The organism is Neoroseomonas marina, from assembly GCF_012927745.1.
Classification (GTDB): Bacteria; Pseudomonadota; Alphaproteobacteria; order Acetobacterales; family Acetobacteraceae; genus Neoroseomonas; species Neoroseomonas marina.
Genome location: NZ_JABBKX010000015.1, coordinates 25,618 through 43,861, shown reverse-complemented (window position 1 = coordinate 43,861; position 18,244 = coordinate 25,618). Strand labels below are relative to the sequence as shown.

The window sequence follows — 18,244 nt, the reverse complement described above, 5'->3', positions numbered from 1 at the left end:
AAAGCTGCCGAAAGCCACGGACCCGGCTTGCATCGTGTCGCAGCTACCGACGCGATCCGCGGGCCGAGACATGGAAGGTTCGGCTCAGATGCACATCGCTCCCCCGGCCGAGGCGCCGAAGGTCGAAGCCACGCCGATGACCCCGACGGAGATCGCTCCGGCGCCCGTTGCGGCGCGGCCGCGGCGCCGCGCCCTGCTTCTGGGTACGATCGCCATCGCGATCGCCGCCGGGGGCGGCGGCGCCGCGTGGTTCAAGCACGGTCATGCGCCGGCGATCGTCGCGCCGGCGGAGGCTGCGACGACCAGCGCACGCCTGCCGGACGGCAGCTTCCGCCTTTCCTCGGCCGAGGCGCGGATGCTGCGCGTCGAGCCGGTGGCGGTGCGCGACTTCCGCCCCGAGCGTGTTGCCGAAGGACGGATTTCCTACAACGAGGATCGCTCCACGCCGATCTACCCGCCCTATAACGGCCGGGTGGTGCGCGTGGTCGCCCAGCCCGGCCAGGCCGTGGCGCCGGGCGACGTCCTGTTCGAGATCGAGACCACGGACCTTACCGGTGCGGCGAACGATCTGCTGGCCGCCGGCGATCAACTGGCGCGGGCGCGCAATCAGCTCGAGCTCACCCGTCGCAACGAGGCGCGGCAGCGCGAGCTGTTCACCGTGCGTGCGGCTGCGCGGCGCGATGTCGAGCAGGCCGAGGCCGACCACCAGAATGCCCAGGCCGACCTGCGCACCGCCGAGGCGTCGCTGGCCGCGGCGCGCGACAAGCTGCGGGTGCTCGGCCGCGATGCCGATGCGATCGCGGAGATCGAGCGCACCCGGCGCGTCAATGCGGTGGTGCCGGTCGTCGCGCCGCTCGCCGGCACCGTGGTTCAGCGCCGGATTGGCCCCGGCCAATGGCTGAATGCCGGCGGGTCCGACCCCGTCTTCACCATCGCCGACCTGTCGGACGTCTGGCTGGTGGCCGCGGTGCGTGAACTGGATGCGCCGCTGGTGCGGGTGGGGCAGCAGGTGCAGGTCAGCGTCGATGCGCTGCCTGGTCGCAGCTTTCCCGCGCGGATCGAACACGTGGCGACGGCGCTCGACGCTTCGACCCGGCGCCTGCCGGTGCGCGCCGCGATCGCCGATCCGGACCATGTGCTGAAGCCCGAGATGTTCGCGTCGTTCCGGATCGCGGTCGGCGACAGCCAGGGCTCGGTGGCGATTCCGACCGGGGCGTTGATCTATCGCGGGGCCGAGGCCGCCGTGTGGGAGGCGCTCGAGGACACGCGTTTCATCCTGCGGCCGGTGCGCACGGGCCTGCGCGACGGGAACCTCGTGCAGGTGACCGAGGGCGTCGCGCCGGGTGCGCGGGTCGTGACGGGCGGAGCCCTGTTCGTCGATCGCGCCGCGACCGCGGACTGATCGACACGTTCAGTCGGCGGCGCCGGACGCCGCCGCGACCTGCCGCTGCCGTGCTTCCGGCGTCGGCTGGTGCGCTGCCGATGGCAGCGTGATGGTGAACTGGGCGCCGCCGCCGGGCGTGTCGCCGACCTCCACGCGCCCGCCATGGGCCCGCACCACCCGCTCCACGATCGAAAGACCCAGCCCGAGGCCGGGCCGGTGGCTGTCCCCCGCGCGCCAGTGGCGGCGGAACACCTTCTGGCGTTCGGGCGGCGGCACGCCGCGGCCGTGATCCGCGACCGCGACCGCCACTTCGTCGGGCATTGTCTCCGGCATCAGCACGTCGACCGGCGCACCGGGCGGGGAATGCGCCAGGGCGTTCTCCAGCAGATTGCGCAGGGCGCGCCCGATGGCGTCCCGGTTGCCGCGGACAAGGCGTGGCGGGCCGGCCGGCGGGGAGACAATCCGGTGGCCGCTGCGTTCGGCCATGGCGCTGAGACGCGCGGCCGCTTCGCGTGCGAGCTCGGCCAGATCGAAGGGGGAATCGCCGACCGGCAACTCCCGGGACGCTTCCGCAGCCTCCAGCAGGTCGCTCACGAGCTGGGACAGGCCTTCGATGTCGCGCTGCAGCCGGTCGCGCGCGGGGCCGGGATCGAGCAGTTCGAGTTCGGCCAGCATGATCGCCAATGGCGTTCGCAGCTCGTGCGCCACTTCATCGGAGAAGGCGCGCTGCCAGGTGAGGGCTTCGTCGAGCCGGTCGAGGCCGCCATTCACCGCCGCGATCATCGGGCGGATCTCATCGGGCAGGCCTGATTCGCTCAGCCGCGTCGTCCCGCCGCGGCCGATGCGGGCGGCCTCGGCGGCCGCGCGGCGGATGGGGCGCAGCATCAGGATCAGAAGCAGCGCGTTGGCCCCGAACAGGATCAGGGAGCCGGTCGCAAGGACGGTCAGGATGGGCCACAGCGCAGCCGGGGCGATATCGTCGACGACGACGTAGGAGCGATCCATGTCCTGCGCGATCTGCACGATGACCGGTCCGCGCGGGGTGGTGATGCGCTCGGTGATGCCCCACACGTTCGAACCGTCGGCGCCTTCGCGGAAGAAGGATGCGAGATGGCCTTCGTCCCGCTTCGGCAGGACCTCCTGCGCGCCGGGCGAGATCGCGAGGACCTCCCCACCGAGGGACAGCACCGCATAGCGCATCGACCCGGTGGCGGCATCGAAGCGGCGGTTGGATTCGGCGGGCAGGGGGCGGCGCAGGCCCTCGACGCCCTCCCGCCGCAGCCGTTGCATCACGTCCTGCCCGGATGCGAGCAGGCTGCGCCGGTGCTGGTCCCACACGACGTCCGTGAGCGTCCGGTGCAGCACGATGGCGCCGACGACCAGCGCGATCAGCCCGAGGCAGAGATGGATGGCGGCGAGCTGCCGCAGCAGGCTCGGTTGGTCGTCCGTGGTTCGGGCGGCGGGCATGACGCAGTCTAGCCCCTGGGCCGGTCCGGCGTGTATGTCTGCGAAGATGCGCCGTGCCACATGGCCGGGATGTCATGCGCGGACGGGGCATGCAGGGATAGACGGGATCGCATGCGGGTTCTGATCGTCGAGGACAGCGAGCGGCTCCGTGACCTCCTGGCGGAGGGGCTGCGGCGCGCGGGCTGGGAGTCCGAGGGCGTCGGGACGCTCGAGGAAGCCGAGGCGGCCGCGATGACCGGCGACTACGACGTCGTGCTGCTGGATCGGGGATTGCCGGACGGGGATGGGCTCGACCTCGTGCGCCAGCTGCGCACCCGGCCGGGGGCCCCGCCCGTGCTCATCATGACGGCGCGGGGCACGGTGCAGGAGATCTGCCAGGGTCTCGATCTGGGCGCCGACGACTACGCGGTGAAGCCGGTGACGCTGGCCGAGATCGTGTCTCGCCTGAAGGCGTTGCAGCGGCGCGGCTCGCGTGACGTGACGCCGCTGACCCTGGGCGCGCTGTCCTTCGATCCGGTCAGCCGGGCGCTGTCGGTTGGCGGCGCTCCGTTCGATCCGCCGCCGCGGGAGCGCACGCTGCTCGAGGCCCTGCTGCGCAGCGTGCCGCGGCCCGTGGCGAAGCAGACGCTGGAAGGTCGCCTGGCGGGGATCGACCGCGTGCTGCAGCCCAATGCCGTCGAGGTCTGCGTGCACCGGTTGCGCAGCCGCCTGGCGGCGGCCGGGGCGGGGGTCGTGGTCCAGACCGTGCGCGGGCTCGGGTATCGATTGGCGCTGCCCGAGGACGGTCAGGAGGGCGGCGGCTGACCGACGTGATCCTCGCCGGTCAACGCGTCCTTCTCGTCTATGGGCTGATGGGCGAGCTCGTCGCCGCGTTCCATCCCTTCGGGCTCGACTACATGCATCCCTTGCGGGACTGGCTGGCCGGGCAGGGGGCGGATGTGTCCGTCGTGCCGCTGCGGACAGCGGAATCCGTCTCCGCCAACGCGGCGCGGTTGAGGGCGGTGCTGCTGGACGATCCGCGGCCGGCGCTGATCGTGGCGCACAGCAAGGGGGGGCTCGAAACGCTGGCGGCGCTGATCGACCCGGCGGCGCAGGCGCGGTGCCTCGGGTTGCTGGCGATGCAGTCCCCGTTCTTCGGAAGCCCGGTTGCGGACGCCGTCCTTGCCGCTCGGCCGATGGAGGCTGCCGCGGGGGGCCTCGCGCGGTTGCTGCGCATCGGCTCCGGCGACGGCCTGCGCGACCTGACGACCGGGGCGCGGCGGCTTTGGATGGCGGCGGCGTCGGCGGGCGTGAGCCGCCTCCTGGCGGCGTTGCCGGTGGTGTGCCTCGCCACGGCGCTCGACGATGGGCATGCCCGCGGCCGGGAACGCCTGCATTTGGCCGCGGCGCAATGGATGGAAAAGCGCGGCCATGGGCCGAATGACGGCCTGGTCCCTGTGTCGAGCGCTCTCATCCCCGGCGCCCGGCACCTGATCCTGCCGGGCAGCCATATCGCGACGGTGAGCGGCGGGCCGGGCCGGGACCCGGTCGGGCTGATGCGGGCGGGCCTGGATCTCCTGGTCAGCCCAGCGATCCCGCCAGCAGCCTGACGCCCAGGCCGAGGAACAACGCCCCAGCCGCGGCGTCGAGCCACCGGCCGGCGGAGGACGTCCGCAACCGGCCGGCGACGTGGGCGGCGCCCGGTATCAGCATCGCGTAGAAGGGCAGCGCGAGCGTGGGGGCCATCGGGCCCAGGATGAGCATCTGCAGCCAGGCCGGACCGCGTGCCGGATCCACGAACAGCGGCACGAAGGCGAGGAAGAAGAGGCCCACCTTCGGGTTCAGGAGATTGGTCAGGAAGCCCTGCCGGAACGCGGCGAGCAGGCTCGGCGTCGCTTCGACAGGATGTCCCGAGGGATCGTGGCGCATCGCGGCGCGTAGCGCCTGCGTTCCCAGCCAGACCAGGTAGGCGGCGCCGGCAATCCGCAGTGTCGTGAACAGAACCGGGCTGGCCGCCACGAGGGCCGCCACGCCGGCGGCCGCCAGGCCGATATGGATGCAGACGCCGGCATAGACGCCGGCTGTCGCCGCCCAGCCGCGACGGGCTCCGCCGGCCAGCGTCTGCCCCAGCACGAAGGCCATGTCCGGCCCGGGCGTCACGATGAGCACGAGGCAGGCCAGGAGATAGCCGGCAAGAAGATCCGGATCGACGGGCATCATGGACGACCGGATGCCGTCCCATGATGCCATTCGTCCAACGCATTGGCCTGATGCTATGCATCAGAAGAGCTGATGCCGGTCAGCCGCCCTTCACGGTCAGGCGGACATCGACGTTGCCGCGCGTGGCGTGGGAATACGGGCAGATCTTCTCGTGCGCTTCCTTCGCCAGCGCCTCGAGCTCCGCCTGGGGAAGGGAGGGGTCCTCGATGGTCAGCTCGACCGTGAGGCCGAAACCGCCACCGTCACGCGGGCCGATCGACACGGCCGCCGTCACCTTGGCGCCGGCGGCGTTCTTCTTGTGCTGACGCCCCACGAAGTCGACGGCGCCGCCGAAGCATGCCGCATAGCCTGCGGCAAAGAGGTGTTCCGGCGTCGCGGTGCCGGGCCGGCCAGGCCCACCCATGGCCTTGGGAACGGACAGGTCCACCGAGACGGTGCCGTCATCGGCCGCCGTGTGGCCGTTCCGGCCGCCCGTGGCCGTGGCGGTGGCGGTGAATTTGGGGTCGATCCTGTCCATGGTGCTCTCCCGTTTGACGATACAGATCAGGTGGGCCGCGGGCTCCCGGGGACAAGCACGGCGCCGGTCACACGCCCGCCATGTCGCGGAACTCCGCTTCGGTCAGCGTCCGAAGGCCGAGTTCGGCGGCCTTGGTCGCCTTCGAGCCCGCATCCACGCCGACGATCACGAAGTCCGTCTTCTTGGAAACGGACTTCGTGACCTTCGCACCGAGGCGTTCGGCCTGCGCCTCGGCCTCGTCGCGCGTGAGCGTTTCCAGCGTGCCGGTGAAGACGAGGGTCTTGCCGGCGAAGGGGCTGTCGGCGGCGGCCGGGGCTTCCGCGGCGAGGGGTGGGGCTTCCTGCGCGAGGTCGTCGAGTGCTGCGAGCATGCGCGGTTCGGCGAAGAACTCGACGAGCTCCTCGGCGATGGCGGGGCCGATGCCCTGGATGGAACCGAGCTCCTCGCGCGCCTCGGACCCGACGATGTGCGCAGCGATCATCTTCGCGCGCCATTCGTCGAGCGTGTGGTAGTGGCGCGCGAGCAGCTTGGCGTTCTGTTCCCCGATCCGACGAATGCCTAAGGCGAAGATGAAGCGTTCGAGCGGGACGTTGCGCCGCGCCTCGATGGCGTCGAGCAGCTTGCCCACCTTGCGTTCGCCCCAGCCTTCGAGTTCGAGCAGCGCGCCCCGCCGGTCGCGCAGCCGGAAGATGTCCGCGGGGCTCTTCACCAGGCCCCGGTCAAACAGGAGCTGGATGTTCTCCTCGCCGAGGCCCTCGATATCCATCGCGCGGCGGGACGCGAAGTGTTTGAGGCGCTCGACCGTCTGCGCGGCGCAGGTGAGGCCGCCGGTGCAACGGCGGACCACGTCCTCGCCGTCGCGGATCGCGTGGCTGCCGCAGACCGGACAGGTGGTGGGGAAGACGAAGGGCTGCGCGTCCTGCGGGCGCTTGTCCAGCACGACGCCGAGGATCTGGGGGATGACGTCGCCGGCGCGCTGGAGGATCACGGTGTCGCCGATCCGCACGTCCTTGCGGGCGATCTCGTCCTCGTTGTGCAGCGTCGCGTGGCGGACGACGACGCCGCCGACGGTGACCGGCTGCATGACCGCGCGCGGCGTCAGCGCGCCGGTGCGGCCGACCTGGATCTCGATGTCGAGGAGCCTCGTGGTCGCCTGCTCCGCCGGGAACTTCCACGCGGTGGCCCAGCGTGGCGCGCGGCCGACGAAGCCGAGGCGGCGCTGCCAGTCGATGCGGTCGAGCTTGTAGACGACACCATCGATGTCATAGCCGAGGCCCGCGCGATCCTCCCCCATGCGGCGCTGGAAGGCCGCGGCGTCGCTTTCGCTGCCCAGCAGCGTGGAGAGCGGATTCACGCGGAAGCCCCAATGCTTCAGGCGCTCGAGGAAGGCATGGTGCGAGTCGGAGGGTGCTGCGCTCGTCGCCCCCATGGCATAGGCGAAGAGCTTGAGCGGTCGTGACGCGGTGATGCGGGAGTCGAGTTGCCGTACCGATCCAGCCGCCGCGTTGCGCGGATTGGCGGGGATGACGACGGCGTCGCCGAGCTTCTCGCCGCGGACCCGGCGTTGCTCTCGTTCTTCCGCGGCCTTCTCCTGCGTGGCGCGGAAGGCGAGAAAGTCCGCCTTCTCCATGAACACTTCGCCGCGGATCTCGATGCGATCGGGATAGGGCGCGTGCAACCGGCGCGGCAGGTCGGCGATGGTGAGGAGGTTCTGGGTGACGTCCTCGCCCTCGCTGCCGTCGCCGCGCGTCGCCCCCTTCACGAAGGCGCCCTTCTCATAGAGCAGGTTGATGGAGAGGCCGTCGATCTTGGGCTCCGCCACGAATGGCAGCCTGTCCTCCGGCTTCAGGCCGAGGAAGCGGCGGATCGAGGCGCAGAACTCGGCGAACTCCTCCTCGGAGAAGACGTTGTTGAGGGAGAGCATCGGCTCGCCATGGCGCGACTTGGCGAAGCCTTCGGCAACGGCGGCGCCGACACGGCGGGAGGGGCTGTCCTCCCGCACCAGGCGGGGGAAGCGGGCCTCGATGGCGCGGTTGCGCAGCACCAGCGCGTCGTAGTCGGCGTCGCTGATCTCGGGTGCGTCCTGGCCGTGGTAGAGCGCGTCGTGATGCGCGATCTCCCGCGCGAGCGCGGCGAGTTCCTCGGCGGCCTCGGTCTCGGTCAGGCGATCGACGTCGCGGGTTCGGAGCGTGGTCATGGCGCGGCCTCGGCGGCGAGGGTCTCATAGGCGGCGCCAGTGAGGATGCGGCCCTCGAAGGCCCCTTCCGATTCCGCGCCGAGGGAGATGTAGAACGCCGTCGCCTCGTCGTCTCCGTCGTCGACGCCCCACCACAGGCAGACGGCACCGTCACGGCGCGTCTCGGCGGCAAGCGCGGCCATCAGCGCGCGGCCGATGCCGCGCCGGCGGAAATCGGGACGGACATAGAGGTCGACGACGATGCAGCCGGCCGCCGCGCGCGTGGAGTCATAGACAAGGTTGCCGGTCACGAAGCCGGCGAGGACGCCACCCGCCTCGGCGACGCGCAGCATCGAGAGCGGGCGCGGACCGAGCAGGTGCTGCCGCACATGGGCCCCGGTCATGGTGACCACGGGGCCCTCGCTGTCGAGGCTGTTGATGGCGTTGAACAGCGCCGCGACCTCGTCGGCCTCGGCCATCGTCGCTGCGCGGATGATGGTGCCGGTGGTCATGGCGCCTCGGCGGCGAGGTTGCGGAAATCCTGCTCGACCACGGCGAAGGCCATGACCGGTTCGCCGCGGCTGCCGAGCCGGCGGTAGAAGGCGTGCGCGGCGGCGTTGTCCTGCTTCGCCGTCAGCCAGAGATGGCGTGCGCCCCGTGCATGGCCGGCGCGGGCAAGGGTGGCGAGCAGCGCCCGTGCGGTGCCCTGGCGGCGATGCGCCGGCACGACATAGAGGTCCCCGACATAAAGCCCATGTTCGGCGGTGCCGGTCTCGTAGGTCGGGTGGGCGGTGGCGTAGCCGATGAGCACGCCGTCCGGCGCCTCGGCGACGACGACGATGGTGGCCGGGGCCGCGATCAGGTCGCGCGCGACATGCTCCGCTGTGAGCAAGTCGGTCGGGTCGCCCTGGTCGCGGTTGAGGTCGAGGATCAGCGCGTGCAGCGCCGCGGCATCGTCGGCGGTGGCCCGCCGCGCGGTCACGGGGCCGGGATTCCTTCAGCGCGCATCGGCGAGGAGGCTTTCGGCGGCGGCGCGGGCGGCGTCCGTCACGCGTTCCCCGGCCAGCATGCGGGCGAGTTCCTCCCGGCGCTCCGCGTCGGGCAGGGTTTCGACGCGCGTCTCGGCGCGGCCGCCCTTCACCTGCTTGGCGACGCGCATATGCGCGGCCCCGCGCGCGGCGACCTGGGGCGAATGGGTGACGACGAGGACCTGGAGGCGTTCGGCGACGCGCGCCAGCCGTTCGCCGACCGCCGCGGCGGTGGCGCCGCCGATGCCGGAATCCACCTCGTCGAAGACCAGCGTCGGCACCGGCGAACCCCGCGCGAGCACGACCTTGAGCGCGAGCATCAGGCGCGACAGTTCGCCGCCCGAGGCGATCTTTGCGAGCTGCCCGGGGGTCTGGCCGGGATTGGTCGCGACGAGGAAGGTGACGCGGTCCTGTCCATCGGGTCCCCAGGCGGTCTCCTCCTTGGCCGCGACCTCGATCGCGAGGCGCGCACGGTCGAGCTTGAGCGGCGGGAGTTCCTTCGCGACGGCCTTCTCGAGCCGCGCGGCGGCCTCGCGGCGCGCCTCCGTCAGGGCGGCGGCGGCGGTGAGGTAGGCCTTGCGCGCGGCGGCCTCGTCGCGCTCGAGCGCGGCGACGCGGCCGGAGCCGGCGTCGAGTGCCTCGAGCCGCGCGCGCAGGTCGGCGAGCAGCGCGGGCAGTTCGACGACCGCGACGGAATGCTTCCGCGCGGCGGCGCGCAGCGCGAAGAGGCGTTCCTCCACCTGCTCGAGCCGCCGCGGATCGGGGCCGCCCTCGTTCATCAGGCGGGAGAGGGCGGCCTCGGCCTCGGCCAGGGCGTCCTGGGCGGCGGCGAGGGCGGCCAGCGCCGGCTGCGCGTCCTCGTTGGGCGGCGGGAGGCGTTCGAGGGCGCGGGCGGCTTCCCGCAGCGCGCGGGAGGGCGTGGGGCTGCGGCGGTCGCGCGGGGTGAGCTCGGCGATGGCGGCGGCGATGGCCTCGGCGCGGCGCTCGCCCTGCTGCAGGCGCTGGCGCTCGGCGGCGAGGCGGTCTTCCTCGCCTTCTTCCGGGTTGACGTCCTTCAGTTCGGCGACGGCGTGGCGGAGCCATTCCTCCTCGCGCTGCGCGGCGGCGATGGCGTCGCGCGCTTCCACGAGGCGTTTCGTCGCCGTGCGCCAGGCGGACCAGGCTTCGGCGACCGCGGCGCGGCGCGGCTCGAGCGCGCCGAAGGCGTCGAGGAGGCCGCCATGGGAGGCCGGATCGGCCAGGCCGACCTGGTCGTGCTGGCCCTGCACCTCGACCAATGCGGCGCCGAGACGTCGCAGAAGCGCGACGCCGACGGGCTGGTCGTTGACGAAGGCGCGGGAACGGCCGTCGGACTGCACGACGCGGCGAAGGACGAGTTCGTCCTCCGCTTCGATGCCTTGTTCGCGGAGGATGTCGAAGGCCGGATGGCCCGCCGGTGGGGCGAAGGCCGCGGCGACAGAGGCCTGCGGCTGGCCGGCGCGCACCATGCCCGCCTCGGCGCGCTGGCCGAGGGCGAGGCCCAGGCTGTCGAGCAGGATCGACTTGCCCGCGCCGGTCTCGCCGGTGAGCGCCGTCAGGCCCGGACCGAAAGCGAGGTCCAGGCGCTCGATCAGCACCACGTCGCGGATGGCGAGGGAAGCGAGCACGGTGGCGCCGTGCCCCTGCTCAGAACAGCCAGTTGAAGGCGCGGGTGAAGAAGCCCGGCCGGTCCTGCGCGGCCGGCCGCGCGCCTTCCACCAGCAGCGCATAGGAATCCTGGTACCAGGGGCTGCCGGGATAGTTGAAGCCGAGCACCGAGGCGGTGCGGCGTGCCTCATCCGTCAGGCCGAGGGCGATGTAGATCTCGGTCAGACGGTGCAGCGCTTCGGGCACGTGGTTCGTGGTCTGGTACTCGTCCACCACGCGGCGGAAGCGGCCGATGGCGGCGGAATACAGGCCCTGCCGCTGGTAGTAGCGGCCGACATTCATCTCGCGCCCGGCGAGGTGGTCGCGGGCCAGGTCCATCTTGAGGCGCGCGTCGCGGGCGTAGGCGGTGTCGGGGAAGCGGTTCACCACGTCCTGCAACGCCGCCATGGCGACGATGGTCTGCTGCTGGTCGCGCTGCGCGTCGTTGATCTGTTCGTACTGCGCGAGCGCGCGCAGATAATAGGCATAAGCGATGTCGCGATGCGCCGGGTGCAGCTGGATGAAGCGGTCGAGCGCGCCGATCGCTTCGGTGTAGCGGTTCCGCTGATAGTCGGCATAGGCGGCCATCAGCTTCGCGTTCGTCGCCCAGGTCGAATAGGGATGTTCGCGTTCGACCGAGTCGAAGAGATCGACCGCCCGCTGGAACCGGTTCTGGCGGAGTTCCGCCATGCCGGCGGCGTAGAGCGCTTCCGGCGACTGGTTCGCGGCATCGTCCGGCACCGCCGTGCGGGTCAGCGAGGGGTCGGCGCCGGTGCCTTGCCGGAAGCGGTAGCGCTCGCTGCAACCGGCGAGCAGCACGATGGCAAGGACGGGCAGGATTATGCGAATCATCGGGGCAGCCATGATGTCGGGCCGCTCTATATCACGGCGGCCCGCCGGGCCGCCAACCGGGCCCGGTCAGGCGATGGCCGGGGCGGCGGCGGCACGCATCGGCACCGTCGCGCCGCTTTCCGCGAGCACGGGGATGCCCGCGTAGCGCCAGGCCGAGGCGTCGGCGAAAAGGGCGCGCAACAGCCGGTTGTTCAGGGCGTGACCCGACCGCGCGCCACGGAAGCGCCCGCGGATCGGGGCGCCGGCAAGGGCAAGGTCGCCCACGACATCGAGCAGCTTGTGACGCACGAATTCGTCAGGACGGCGCAGGCCGGCCGGATTGAGCACCAGCGGACCGTCCACCACCACGGCGTTCGCGAGGCTGCCGCCCTGCGCGAGGCCGGCAGCCCGCAGCCGCGCGATGTCCTCGGCGAGCGTGAAGGTCCGGGCGTCGGCCAGCGCCTCGCGGAAGGCGTGCGGCGACAGGCGCAGCGCGAAGGCCTGGCGGCCGATGGCGGTGTTCGGGAAGTCGATCTCGAGCTCGGCGTCGAAGGCGGCCTCACGCGAGGGGAGGAGTTCGGCGAAGGCGCCGTTCGCATCCTCGACCCGAATGGGGCGCAGGACCTCGATCACCGCGCGCGGCGCGGCCGTGGTCACGATGCCGGCGCAGTCGATCAGGAAGACGAAGGGGGCGGCGGAGCCGTCCATGATCGGCAACTCGGCGGCGTCGACCTCGACGATCGCGTCGTCGATGCCGGTGCCGGCCAGAGCAGCCATGACATGCTCGATCGTGCCGATGCGGGCCGCGCCTTCACCGATGGCGGTGCAGAGGCGGGTGTCCGTCACTTCGTCGAAGATGGCGGGGATGTCGACACCGAGGTCCGTGCGGCGGAACACGATGCCTGTTCCCGCTGCGGCCGGGCGCAGGGTCATGGACACACGGCGACCGGAATGCAGGCCGATGCCGACGCACCCGATGGGTGCCTTCAGCGTCCTGCGCCGTCCCGCTTCTGCCGGAAGAAAACCGTCCATAACCCTCGTGCCTTTCCGGGGCGCCGTACCTGGGCCGCCAGGGACATTCGGTCCGGAGAACCTGCTGTCACTGCGGCGGTGCACAACGCCCCGCATCAAGGAAGCACCACGGGGGGTGTGGAGCCAATTCAAGCCTTGTTTCTCTATATTACGCCGCAAGCCATTGAAAACATTGAATTGGTGCGCGGCAAAATGGGGCAAAATTGGGGCCAATGCTGCAACCCTGGCGGGTGGAGATGCGGAGCTCGACCCGCCGCCGCTGCGCGGAAATCCCGCCCGATGCCGGCATGGCGGCTCGGGCGGGATGCGGCGTCAGTTGCTCTGACGGCGCAGAAAGGTCGGGATCTCGAGGCCCATTTCGTCCTGCTGCACCTGGCGCGGCGCCGGGCGGGGCGCAGCCGCCATCGGGGCGGGAGCCGCGGCCTGCGGCGCCATGACCGAGGGTTCGACCCGCGGCGCGGTCGGGTGACCGAGCGGCCCAGGCGCTTCGGGCAGGCTGCGGCGCATCATGCTGCCCAGGCCGGTGGCCTTCTGGAACAGGCCCCGCATCATGGAGCCGCTGCGGCTCATCGGCTCCGCGGCGGCGTGGCGGGGCGCCGGCGCGGGCTCGGGAGCCGCCACCGGTTCACCGACCACGACCGGCGCCTCGCGCATGGCGGGCTGGGCATGGACGTAGGTCGGCTCCATCACGACCGGCTCGGCGGCATGGGCTTCGGCGGTGGGCTCCGGTGCAGCTTCGACGACGGCGGGCCGCATCGTCGGCATCGCCACCGGCTGGGTGGCGGTGCGGATGAAGCTTTGCGGCGCGCGCGCGCCGCCTGCCGCGGCCGGTCCCGTCGGGACCGCCTGGGTCGCGACGGCGGACACCGGCGCCGCGGCACCACCACCGACGGCGACGAGGCGCGGACGCTCGGCCTCGCGCGCCGCGACGGCATCGAGGCCCGTGGCGACGACCGAGACGCGCACGCGGCCGTTCATGCCCTCATCGACCGAGGTGCCGAAGATGATGTTGGCTTCCTCGTCGACTTCCTTGCGGATGCGGTTCGCGGCCTCGTCGACCTCGAACAGCGTCATGTCGTAGCCGCCGGTGATGTTGATCAGCACGCCCTTGGCACCCGCCATCGAGATGTCCTCGAGCAGCGGGTTGTTGATCGCGCTCTCGGCGGCCTTGCGGGCGCGATCCTCGCCCTCGGCCTCGCCGGTGCCCATCATCGCCTTGCCCATCTCCGCCATCACGGTGCGGATGTCGGCGAAGTCGAGGTTCACCATGCCCGGGTTGACCATCAGGTCGGTCACGCCGCGCACGCCCATGTAGAGGACGTTGTCGGCCATCTTGAACGCTTCCTGGAAGGTGGTGCGTTCGTTGGCCAGCCTGAACAGGTTCTGGTTCGGGATGATGATCAGCGTGTCGACGAAGGACTGCAGTTCCTCGATGCCGGAATCGGCCGACTTGCGGCGCTTCGGGCCTTCGAAGTCGAAGGGCTTGGTGACCACGCCGACGGTCAGGATGCCGCGCTCGCGCGCCATGCGCGCGATGACCGGCGCGGCACCCGTGCCGGTGCCGCCGCCCATGCCGGCGGTGATGAAGATCATGTGCACGCCTTCGATGTGGCGCGCGATCTCCTCCATCGCTTCCTCGGCGGCCGCGCGGCCGATCTCGGGCTTCGCGCCGGCGCCGAGCCCCTGCGTCAGGTGCGGGCCGAGCTGCACGCGACGTTCGGCGCGCGAGTGGAAGAGGGACTGGCTGTCGGTGTTCGCGACGAGGAACTCGACGCCGTCGAGGCCCATCGCGATCATGTTGTTCACGGCATTGGTGCCGCCGCCGCCGACGCCGACGACCGTGATGCGCGGGCTGAAATCCGTGTGCGCGCTCTGCGGCACGGTCAGGTTCAGGGTCATGGGCGAGCCTCCTCTTTGAGGTTCTCTACGCGGTGGAATCGAGTCGGGGCGAGGGGTCGCATCACACGCGGTCCTTCACCCAATTGACGAAGCGGCGGAACGCGCTTTCGGACCGCGCGGGGCCCGGCGCGATGTCGAGCACGGGACGACCTTCGCCCGCACCCCAGAGCAGCAGGCCGATCGCCGCGGCGAAGGCCGGGCCGGACGCTGCTTCGGCGAGTCCGCGCACCGGCAGCGGGCGTCCGACGCGCACCTGCCGATCGAGGATCCGCGCGGCGAGTTCGCGCACGCCGACGAGTTGGCTCGCGCCGCCCGTCAGCACGACGCGGTTGCCGCCTTCCTTGCCGAGGCCCGCGGCCTCCAGCCTGTCGCGCACGAGCTCGAAGGTCTCCTCGAGCCGCGGGCGGATGATGCCGACCACCATGGCGCGCGGGATGCGCGCGATGGCGTGCTCGTCCTCGCCGAGCAAGGGGACGGGGAGGAATTCGCGGTCGTCGTCGGCGCCGCCATGGACGCTGCCGTGCAGCGTCTTGATGCGTTCGGCATGCGCGACGGGCGTCGACAGCACGGTGGCGAGGTCGTTCGTCACCTGCCCCCCGCCGACCGCGACCTGGGCGGTATGGACGAGATGGCCCTCGCTGAAGACCGCGAGGCTGGTCGCGCCGCCGCCCATGTCGATGACGGTGCAGCCGAGCTGCTTCTCGTCCTCGACCAGCGTCGCGAGACCCGCGGCGAAGGGGGCGGAGACCAGTTCCTCCACCTCGAGGTCGCAGCGCATCAGGCAGGCGCCGAGGTTGCGCAGCGAGGCCTGGGAGGCCGAGACCATGTGCAGCCGTGCGGCCAGCGTGTCGCAGATCATCGCGCGCGGATCGTCGACGCCCGGCGTCGCGTCGACGGTGAAGCCGAGCGGGATGGCGTGGACCGTCTCGCGCCCTTCCTCCGAGGTGCGACGGCGGCCTTCGTGCAGGATGGCGCGCAGGTCCTGATCGGTGACGGCGCGCCCGCCAATGCCCCACTGGATGTGCAGCTGCCGGCTGTCCGGCTGGCCGCAGGAGAGATTGACGATCACGCCGGGCAGGCGCGTGTCGGCCATGTCCTCGGCCTGCCCGACAGCGGCTCGGATGGCGCGCTCGGCTTCCTCGAGGTCGACGATCGACCCGCCCTTCACCCCGCGGCCGCGCTGCCAGCCGAAGCCGAGCACGCGCGGTGCCCCGTCACTTTCGATCCGCGCGATCAGGCAGACCGCCTTGGTCGAACCGATGTCGAGCACGCCGAAGGTGCCGCTGCGCGCGTGGCGGCGCTTGCGTTGTGGCGTGCCAGGCTCGATGGGGGCGGGCAGGCGGGTCAACTGGTTCATCCGCGCCGCGCCCGGCTGGCCTGCTGGGGAGAGGGTTGCTCGGCGGGCTCGGCCTGGCGGGTGGGGCGCAGTACCAGGCGGTCCGGCAGGCGCATGTCGATCGCTGCGAGCGGGCGGTCGAGGAGGCGCGCTTCCTGCTGCAACTCGGCGAGGCGCTCCAGCGCCGCAGCTTCATGGCCTTCCGGCAGCAGCACGTCGGTGCCGTTGTGCAGGCGCAGGTTCCAACGGCGCTCCTGGATGCGCACCATCGCCTGCACGCGATCCCGCAGTTCCGTGTGGCGGGCGAGCGCGGTGTAGAGCGCGTGGCCGCTGGTGTCGGCGCCGGCGCCGACGAGCAGCGGCAGGGAGCCGAACTGGTCGAGCCGTTCCGTCGCCACCACCTTGCCGGCGGCGTCGATGATCACGAAGCGACCATTGTGCTGCCAGATCGCGAAGGGCTGGCGTTCCTCGATGCGCACCACGATGGTCGAGGGCAGGTGCCGCTCGACATGCGCGCGCTGGACCCAGGCGATGGTCTCGAGCCGTTGGCGCGCGGCCTCGGGGGAGAAGTCGAGGATCGGATCGCCGCGCGAGACACCCAGGGCGGCCACGATCATGTCGCGTGGCGTGTTGTGACGGCCTTCCAGGATCACCGCGTTCACGCTCAGCCCGGCAGTATCGCCGAGGCCGGCCAGCGAGGAGGCGACGTCGCGCATCCGCGCCCCCGGGTCGATCGCGCGGACGGCGAGCACCAGCACGCCGATCGCGCCGAGGCCCATCGCGGCATAGAGCGACGGCCGCGCGAGACCACGCCGCCGGCGCATCCAGATGCGCAGCCGTGACGGGCGGGATGGTTCCTTCTGGGTTGCGGAGGTGCGGGCGAGCCGCTCACGCGCCATACCGGGCCTCCCGCACCATCCAGGCGCAGAGCGCGCCGAAGGGAATGCCGCAATGGGCCGCCTGTTCGGGCAGCAGCGAGGTCGGCGTGAGGCCGGGCTGGGTGTTCACTTCCAGCAGCACCAGGCGGCCGGGTTCGCCCGTCGTGTCGTCGTAGCGCAGGTCGGCGCGCGAGGCGCCGCGGCAGCCCAGCGCCTGGTGCGCGCGCAGCGCGATGTCGAGCGCCTGGGCATAGGCGTCCGGATGCATCTGCGCCGGAAGGACATGGCGCGATCCGTCCGCGGCGTACTTGCTGTCATAGTCGTAGAAGGTGCCGGCGTCGGCGAGGATGTCGGTCACCGCGAGCGCCCGGTCCCCCATCACGCCGACGGTGAGCTCGCGGCCTGGGACATAGGTCTCGGCCATGGCGTGGGCGCCATAGCGCCAGTTGCGCGCGATCTCGGCGCGGCGGTTGTCGCCGGCCATCAGGATGTGCACGCCGACCGAGGAGCCCTCGTTCACCGGCTTCACGACGTAAGGGAGAGGCAGGGGATCGGCGGCCTCGAGTTCCTCGCGTGTCACCAGGCGGTCCTGCACCACCGGCAGGCCGGCCGAGCGAAACACGGCCTTCGCCGCGGCCTTGTCCATGGCGAGGGCGGAGGCGCGCAGGCCCGAATGCGTGTAGGGCAGGCCGAGCCAGTCGAGCACGCCTTGGATGCAGCCATCCTCGCCGAATCGGCCATGGAGGGCGTTGAACACCACGTCCGGGCGCGGATGCGTCAGGGCGTGGATGACGGCGCCAAGGTCCTCCCCGACATCGATCGGCGTGACGTGGAAGCCGGCCTCGCGCAGTGCGACGATGACCTGGCCCCCGGAGGAGAGGGAGACCTCCCGTTCGGCCGAGATGCCGCCGTAGAGGACCGCGACGTTCTGGGTCATGCGGGCCTCCCGACGCGCTTGATCTCCCATTCGAGGTCGATGCCCGAGGCGGCGCGCACGCGGGCGCGCACCTCTTCTCCGAGAGCCTCGATATCGGCGGCGGTGGCGCCGCCGGTGTTGAGGAGAAAGTTGCAGTGCTTCTCGCTGACCTGCGCGGCGCCGTGCATCAGGCCGCGGCAGCCGGCGGCATCGATCAGTTCCCAGGCCTTCCTCGCACCTGGTGGATTCTTGAAAGTGGAACCGCCAGTGCGGGCCCGGACGGGCTGGGTCGCCTCGCGCGCGGCGCGGATCTCGTTGAGGCGCGCGGCGGTGACCGCGGCGTCGCCAGGCGTCGCGTGGAGGCGGGCGCGGGTGACGACGGCGCGGGTGGGCAGCGACGCACGGCGATAGGCGAAGCGCAGTTCCGCGGCGGTCAGGCGCAACAGCCCGGCGGGTGTGGCGACCTCGGCCCAGTCCAGCACGTCCTTGATCTCGGCCCCGTAGGCGCCCGCGTTCATCGCCACCGCGCCGCCGATGGTGCCGGGGATGCCGACGAGGAATTCAAGGCCGCCCAGGGCATGGGCGGCGGCCGTCTCCGCGACCGTGACGTCGAGCGCGGCGGCACCGGCGACGATGCCGTCATTCTCGACCACGATGTCGCCGAAGCCGCGCGCCAGGCGCACCACGACGCCGGTCACGCCGCCATCCCGCACGATCATGTTCGACGCCGCGCCGATCACGGTCAGCGGCACGTCGTCCGGGAGGTCGCGCAGCAACAACAGCAGGTCATCGACATCGGCCGGACGCACGAGCGCATCGGCCGGGCCGCCGACGCGGAACCAGGTCGCGGGGCCGAGCGGCGCATCGCGCTGCACGCGGCCGCGCAGCGGGGGCAGCGTGGCATGCGCTTCCATCC

The 18,244-nt window shown here is 71.7% G+C and carries 17 protein-coding genes; 3 read left to right on the top strand and 14 right to left on the bottom strand.

From position 1 onward, the window contains the following. The first annotated feature begins 88 nt into the window (after positions 1–88). Positions 89–1,402: an efflux RND transporter periplasmic adaptor subunit gene (locus tag GWK16_RS24255; RefSeq protein WP_170056558.1), complete on the top strand. Its 1,314-nt coding sequence runs from the start codon at positions 89–91 to the stop codon at positions 1,400–1,402. Positions 1,403–1,411: 9 nt separating this feature from the next. Here the strand turns inward: GWK16_RS24255 and GWK16_RS24250 are convergent, their stop codons facing one another. After that, positions 1,412–2,851, bottom strand: a complete 1,440-nt coding sequence (locus GWK16_RS24250) for a sensor histidine kinase (protein WP_170056557.1) — start codon at positions 2,849–2,851, stop codon at positions 1,412–1,414. A gap of 111 nt (positions 2,852–2,962) precedes the next feature. On the opposite strand from GWK16_RS24250, the gene GWK16_RS24245 reads away from it, so the two are divergent. Further along, on the top strand, positions 2,963–3,655 hold the full coding sequence (locus tag GWK16_RS24245) for a response regulator transcription factor (RefSeq protein ID WP_170056556.1): 693 nt from the start codon (positions 2,963–2,965) through the stop codon (positions 3,653–3,655). A 5-nt stretch (positions 3,656–3,660) separates the two neighbouring features. Beyond that, positions 3,661–4,440, top strand: coding sequence for a hypothetical protein (locus GWK16_RS24240; protein ID WP_170056555.1), 780 nt, complete (start codon positions 3,661–3,663; stop codon positions 4,438–4,440). Here GWK16_RS24240 and GWK16_RS24235 read toward each other — a convergent pair. The 13 genes from GWK16_RS24235 to murB all read right to left on the bottom strand — a co-directional run bounded on the left by GWK16_RS24235 (position 4,412) and on the right by murB (position 18,242). After that, positions 4,412–5,050 (bottom strand): LysE family translocator, encoded by a 639-nt coding sequence (locus GWK16_RS24235; RefSeq protein WP_248291602.1) that lies wholly within the window; start codon positions 5,048–5,050, stop codon positions 4,412–4,414. The genes GWK16_RS24240 and GWK16_RS24235 overlap by 29 nt on opposite strands. 79 nt (positions 5,051–5,129) lie before the next feature. Continuing rightward, positions 5,130–5,567: an organic hydroperoxide resistance protein gene (locus tag GWK16_RS24230; RefSeq protein WP_170056554.1), complete on the bottom strand. Its 438-nt coding sequence runs from the start codon at positions 5,565–5,567 to the stop codon at positions 5,130–5,132. Positions 5,568–5,634: 67 nt separating this feature from the next. After that, positions 5,635–7,764, bottom strand: a complete 2,130-nt coding sequence (ligA, locus tag GWK16_RS24225) for an NAD-dependent DNA ligase LigA (protein WP_170056553.1) — start codon at positions 7,762–7,764, stop codon at positions 5,635–5,637. Next, a complete protein-coding gene (locus tag GWK16_RS24220; protein WP_170056552.1) occupies positions 7,761–8,255 on the bottom strand; it encodes a GNAT family N-acetyltransferase in 495 nt (164 codons plus the stop codon). Before GWK16_RS24220 ends, ligA begins: the two co-directional genes overlap by 4 nt. Beyond that, positions 8,252–8,725 carry a GNAT family N-acetyltransferase gene (locus tag GWK16_RS24215; protein WP_170056551.1) on the bottom strand — a complete coding sequence of 158 codons (474 nt, stop codon included), beginning with the start codon at positions 8,723–8,725 and terminating at the stop codon, positions 8,252–8,254. The genes GWK16_RS24220 and GWK16_RS24215 overlap by 4 nt, the downstream gene beginning before the upstream one ends. A gap of 15 nt (positions 8,726–8,740) precedes the next feature. After that, the gene (gene recN, locus GWK16_RS24210) at positions 8,741–10,417 is read right to left on the bottom strand and encodes a DNA repair protein RecN (RefSeq protein ID WP_170056550.1); all 1,677 of its coding nucleotides are present in this window, start codon (positions 10,415–10,417) and stop codon (positions 8,741–8,743) included. 19 nt (positions 10,418–10,436) lie between these two features. Then, the gene (locus GWK16_RS24205; RefSeq protein ID WP_248291601.1) at positions 10,437–11,288 is read right to left on the bottom strand and encodes an outer membrane protein assembly factor BamD; all 852 of its coding nucleotides are present in this window, start codon (positions 11,286–11,288) and stop codon (positions 10,437–10,439) included. Positions 11,289–11,354: 66 nt separating this feature from the next. Next, positions 11,355–12,299 carry a UDP-3-O-acyl-N-acetylglucosamine deacetylase gene (gene lpxC, locus GWK16_RS24200; RefSeq protein ID WP_170056548.1) on the bottom strand — a complete coding sequence of 315 codons (945 nt, stop codon included), beginning with the start codon at positions 12,297–12,299 and terminating at the stop codon, positions 11,355–11,357. A gap of 312 nt (positions 12,300–12,611) precedes the next feature. Then, positions 12,612–14,198, bottom strand: a complete 1,587-nt coding sequence (gene ftsZ, locus GWK16_RS24195) for a cell division protein FtsZ (RefSeq protein WP_170056547.1) — start codon at positions 14,196–14,198, stop codon at positions 12,612–12,614. Between the two features lie 61 nt (positions 14,199–14,259). Then, on the bottom strand, positions 14,260–15,555 hold the full coding sequence (ftsA, locus tag GWK16_RS24190) for a cell division protein FtsA (RefSeq protein WP_170056546.1): 1,296 nt from the start codon (positions 15,553–15,555) through the stop codon (positions 14,260–14,262). Further along, positions 15,552–16,433 (bottom strand): cell division protein FtsQ/DivIB, encoded by an 882-nt coding sequence (locus GWK16_RS24185; protein WP_170056545.1) that lies wholly within the window; start codon positions 16,431–16,433, stop codon positions 15,552–15,554. The genes ftsA and GWK16_RS24185 overlap by 4 nt, the downstream gene beginning before the upstream one ends. Then, entirely contained in the window at positions 16,423–17,349 is a 927-nt protein-coding gene (locus tag GWK16_RS24180) for a D-alanine--D-alanine ligase (protein ID WP_170056544.1), read from the bottom strand. Before GWK16_RS24180 ends, GWK16_RS24185 begins: the two co-directional genes overlap by 11 nt. Beyond that, positions 17,346–18,242 carry a UDP-N-acetylmuramate dehydrogenase gene (gene murB, locus GWK16_RS24175; RefSeq protein ID WP_170056543.1) on the bottom strand — a complete coding sequence of 299 codons (897 nt, stop codon included), beginning with the start codon at positions 18,240–18,242 and terminating at the stop codon, positions 17,346–17,348. Before murB ends, GWK16_RS24180 begins: the two co-directional genes overlap by 4 nt. Between the last annotated feature and the right edge of the window lie 2 nt (positions 18,243–18,244).

Bases quoted from the DNA above. Each gene is read 5' to 3' on its own strand.
- GWK16_RS24235 (WP_248291602.1), bottom strand. From the start codon at position 5,050: ATGATGCCCGTCGATCCGGATCTTCTTGCCGGCTATCTCCTGGCCTGC.
- murB (WP_170056543.1), bottom strand. From the start codon at position 18,242: ATGGAAGCGCATGCCACGCTGCCCCCGCTGCGCGGCCGCGTGCAGCGC.
- GWK16_RS24180 (WP_170056544.1), bottom strand. From the start codon at position 17,349: ATGACCCAGAACGTCGCGGTCCTCTACGGCGGCATCTCGGCCGAACGG.
- ftsA (WP_170056546.1), bottom strand. From the start codon at position 15,555: ATGAACCAGTTGACCCGCCTGCCCGCCCCCATCGAGCCTGGCACGCCA.
- GWK16_RS24205 (WP_248291601.1), bottom strand. From the start codon at position 11,288: ATGATTCGCATAATCCTGCCCGTCCTTGCCATCGTGCTGCTCGCCGGT.
- GWK16_RS24230 (WP_170056554.1), bottom strand. From the start codon at position 5,567: ATGGACAGGATCGACCCCAAATTCACCGCCACCGCCACGGCCACGGGC.
- GWK16_RS24250 (WP_170056557.1), bottom strand. From the start codon at position 2,851: ATGCCCGCCGCCCGAACCACGGACGACCAACCGAGCCTGCTGCGGCAG.
- GWK16_RS24220 (WP_170056552.1), bottom strand. From the start codon at position 8,255: ATGACCACCGGCACCATCATCCGCGCAGCGACGATGGCCGAGGCCGAC.
- GWK16_RS24245 (WP_170056556.1), top strand. From the start codon at position 2,963: ATGCGGGTTCTGATCGTCGAGGACAGCGAGCGGCTCCGTGACCTCCTG.
- GWK16_RS24255 (WP_170056558.1), top strand. From the start codon at position 89: ATGCACATCGCTCCCCCGGCCGAGGCGCCGAAGGTCGAAGCCACGCCG.
- GWK16_RS24185 (WP_170056545.1), bottom strand. From the start codon at position 16,433: ATGGCGCGTGAGCGGCTCGCCCGCACCTCCGCAACCCAGAAGGAACCA.
- ftsZ (WP_170056547.1), bottom strand. From the start codon at position 14,198: ATGACCCTGAACCTGACCGTGCCGCAGAGCGCGCACACGGATTTCAGC.
- lpxC (WP_170056548.1), bottom strand. From the start codon at position 12,299: ATGGACGGTTTTCTTCCGGCAGAAGCGGGACGGCGCAGGACGCTGAAG.
- ligA (WP_170056553.1), bottom strand. From the start codon at position 7,764: ATGACCACGCTCCGAACCCGCGACGTCGATCGCCTGACCGAGACCGAG.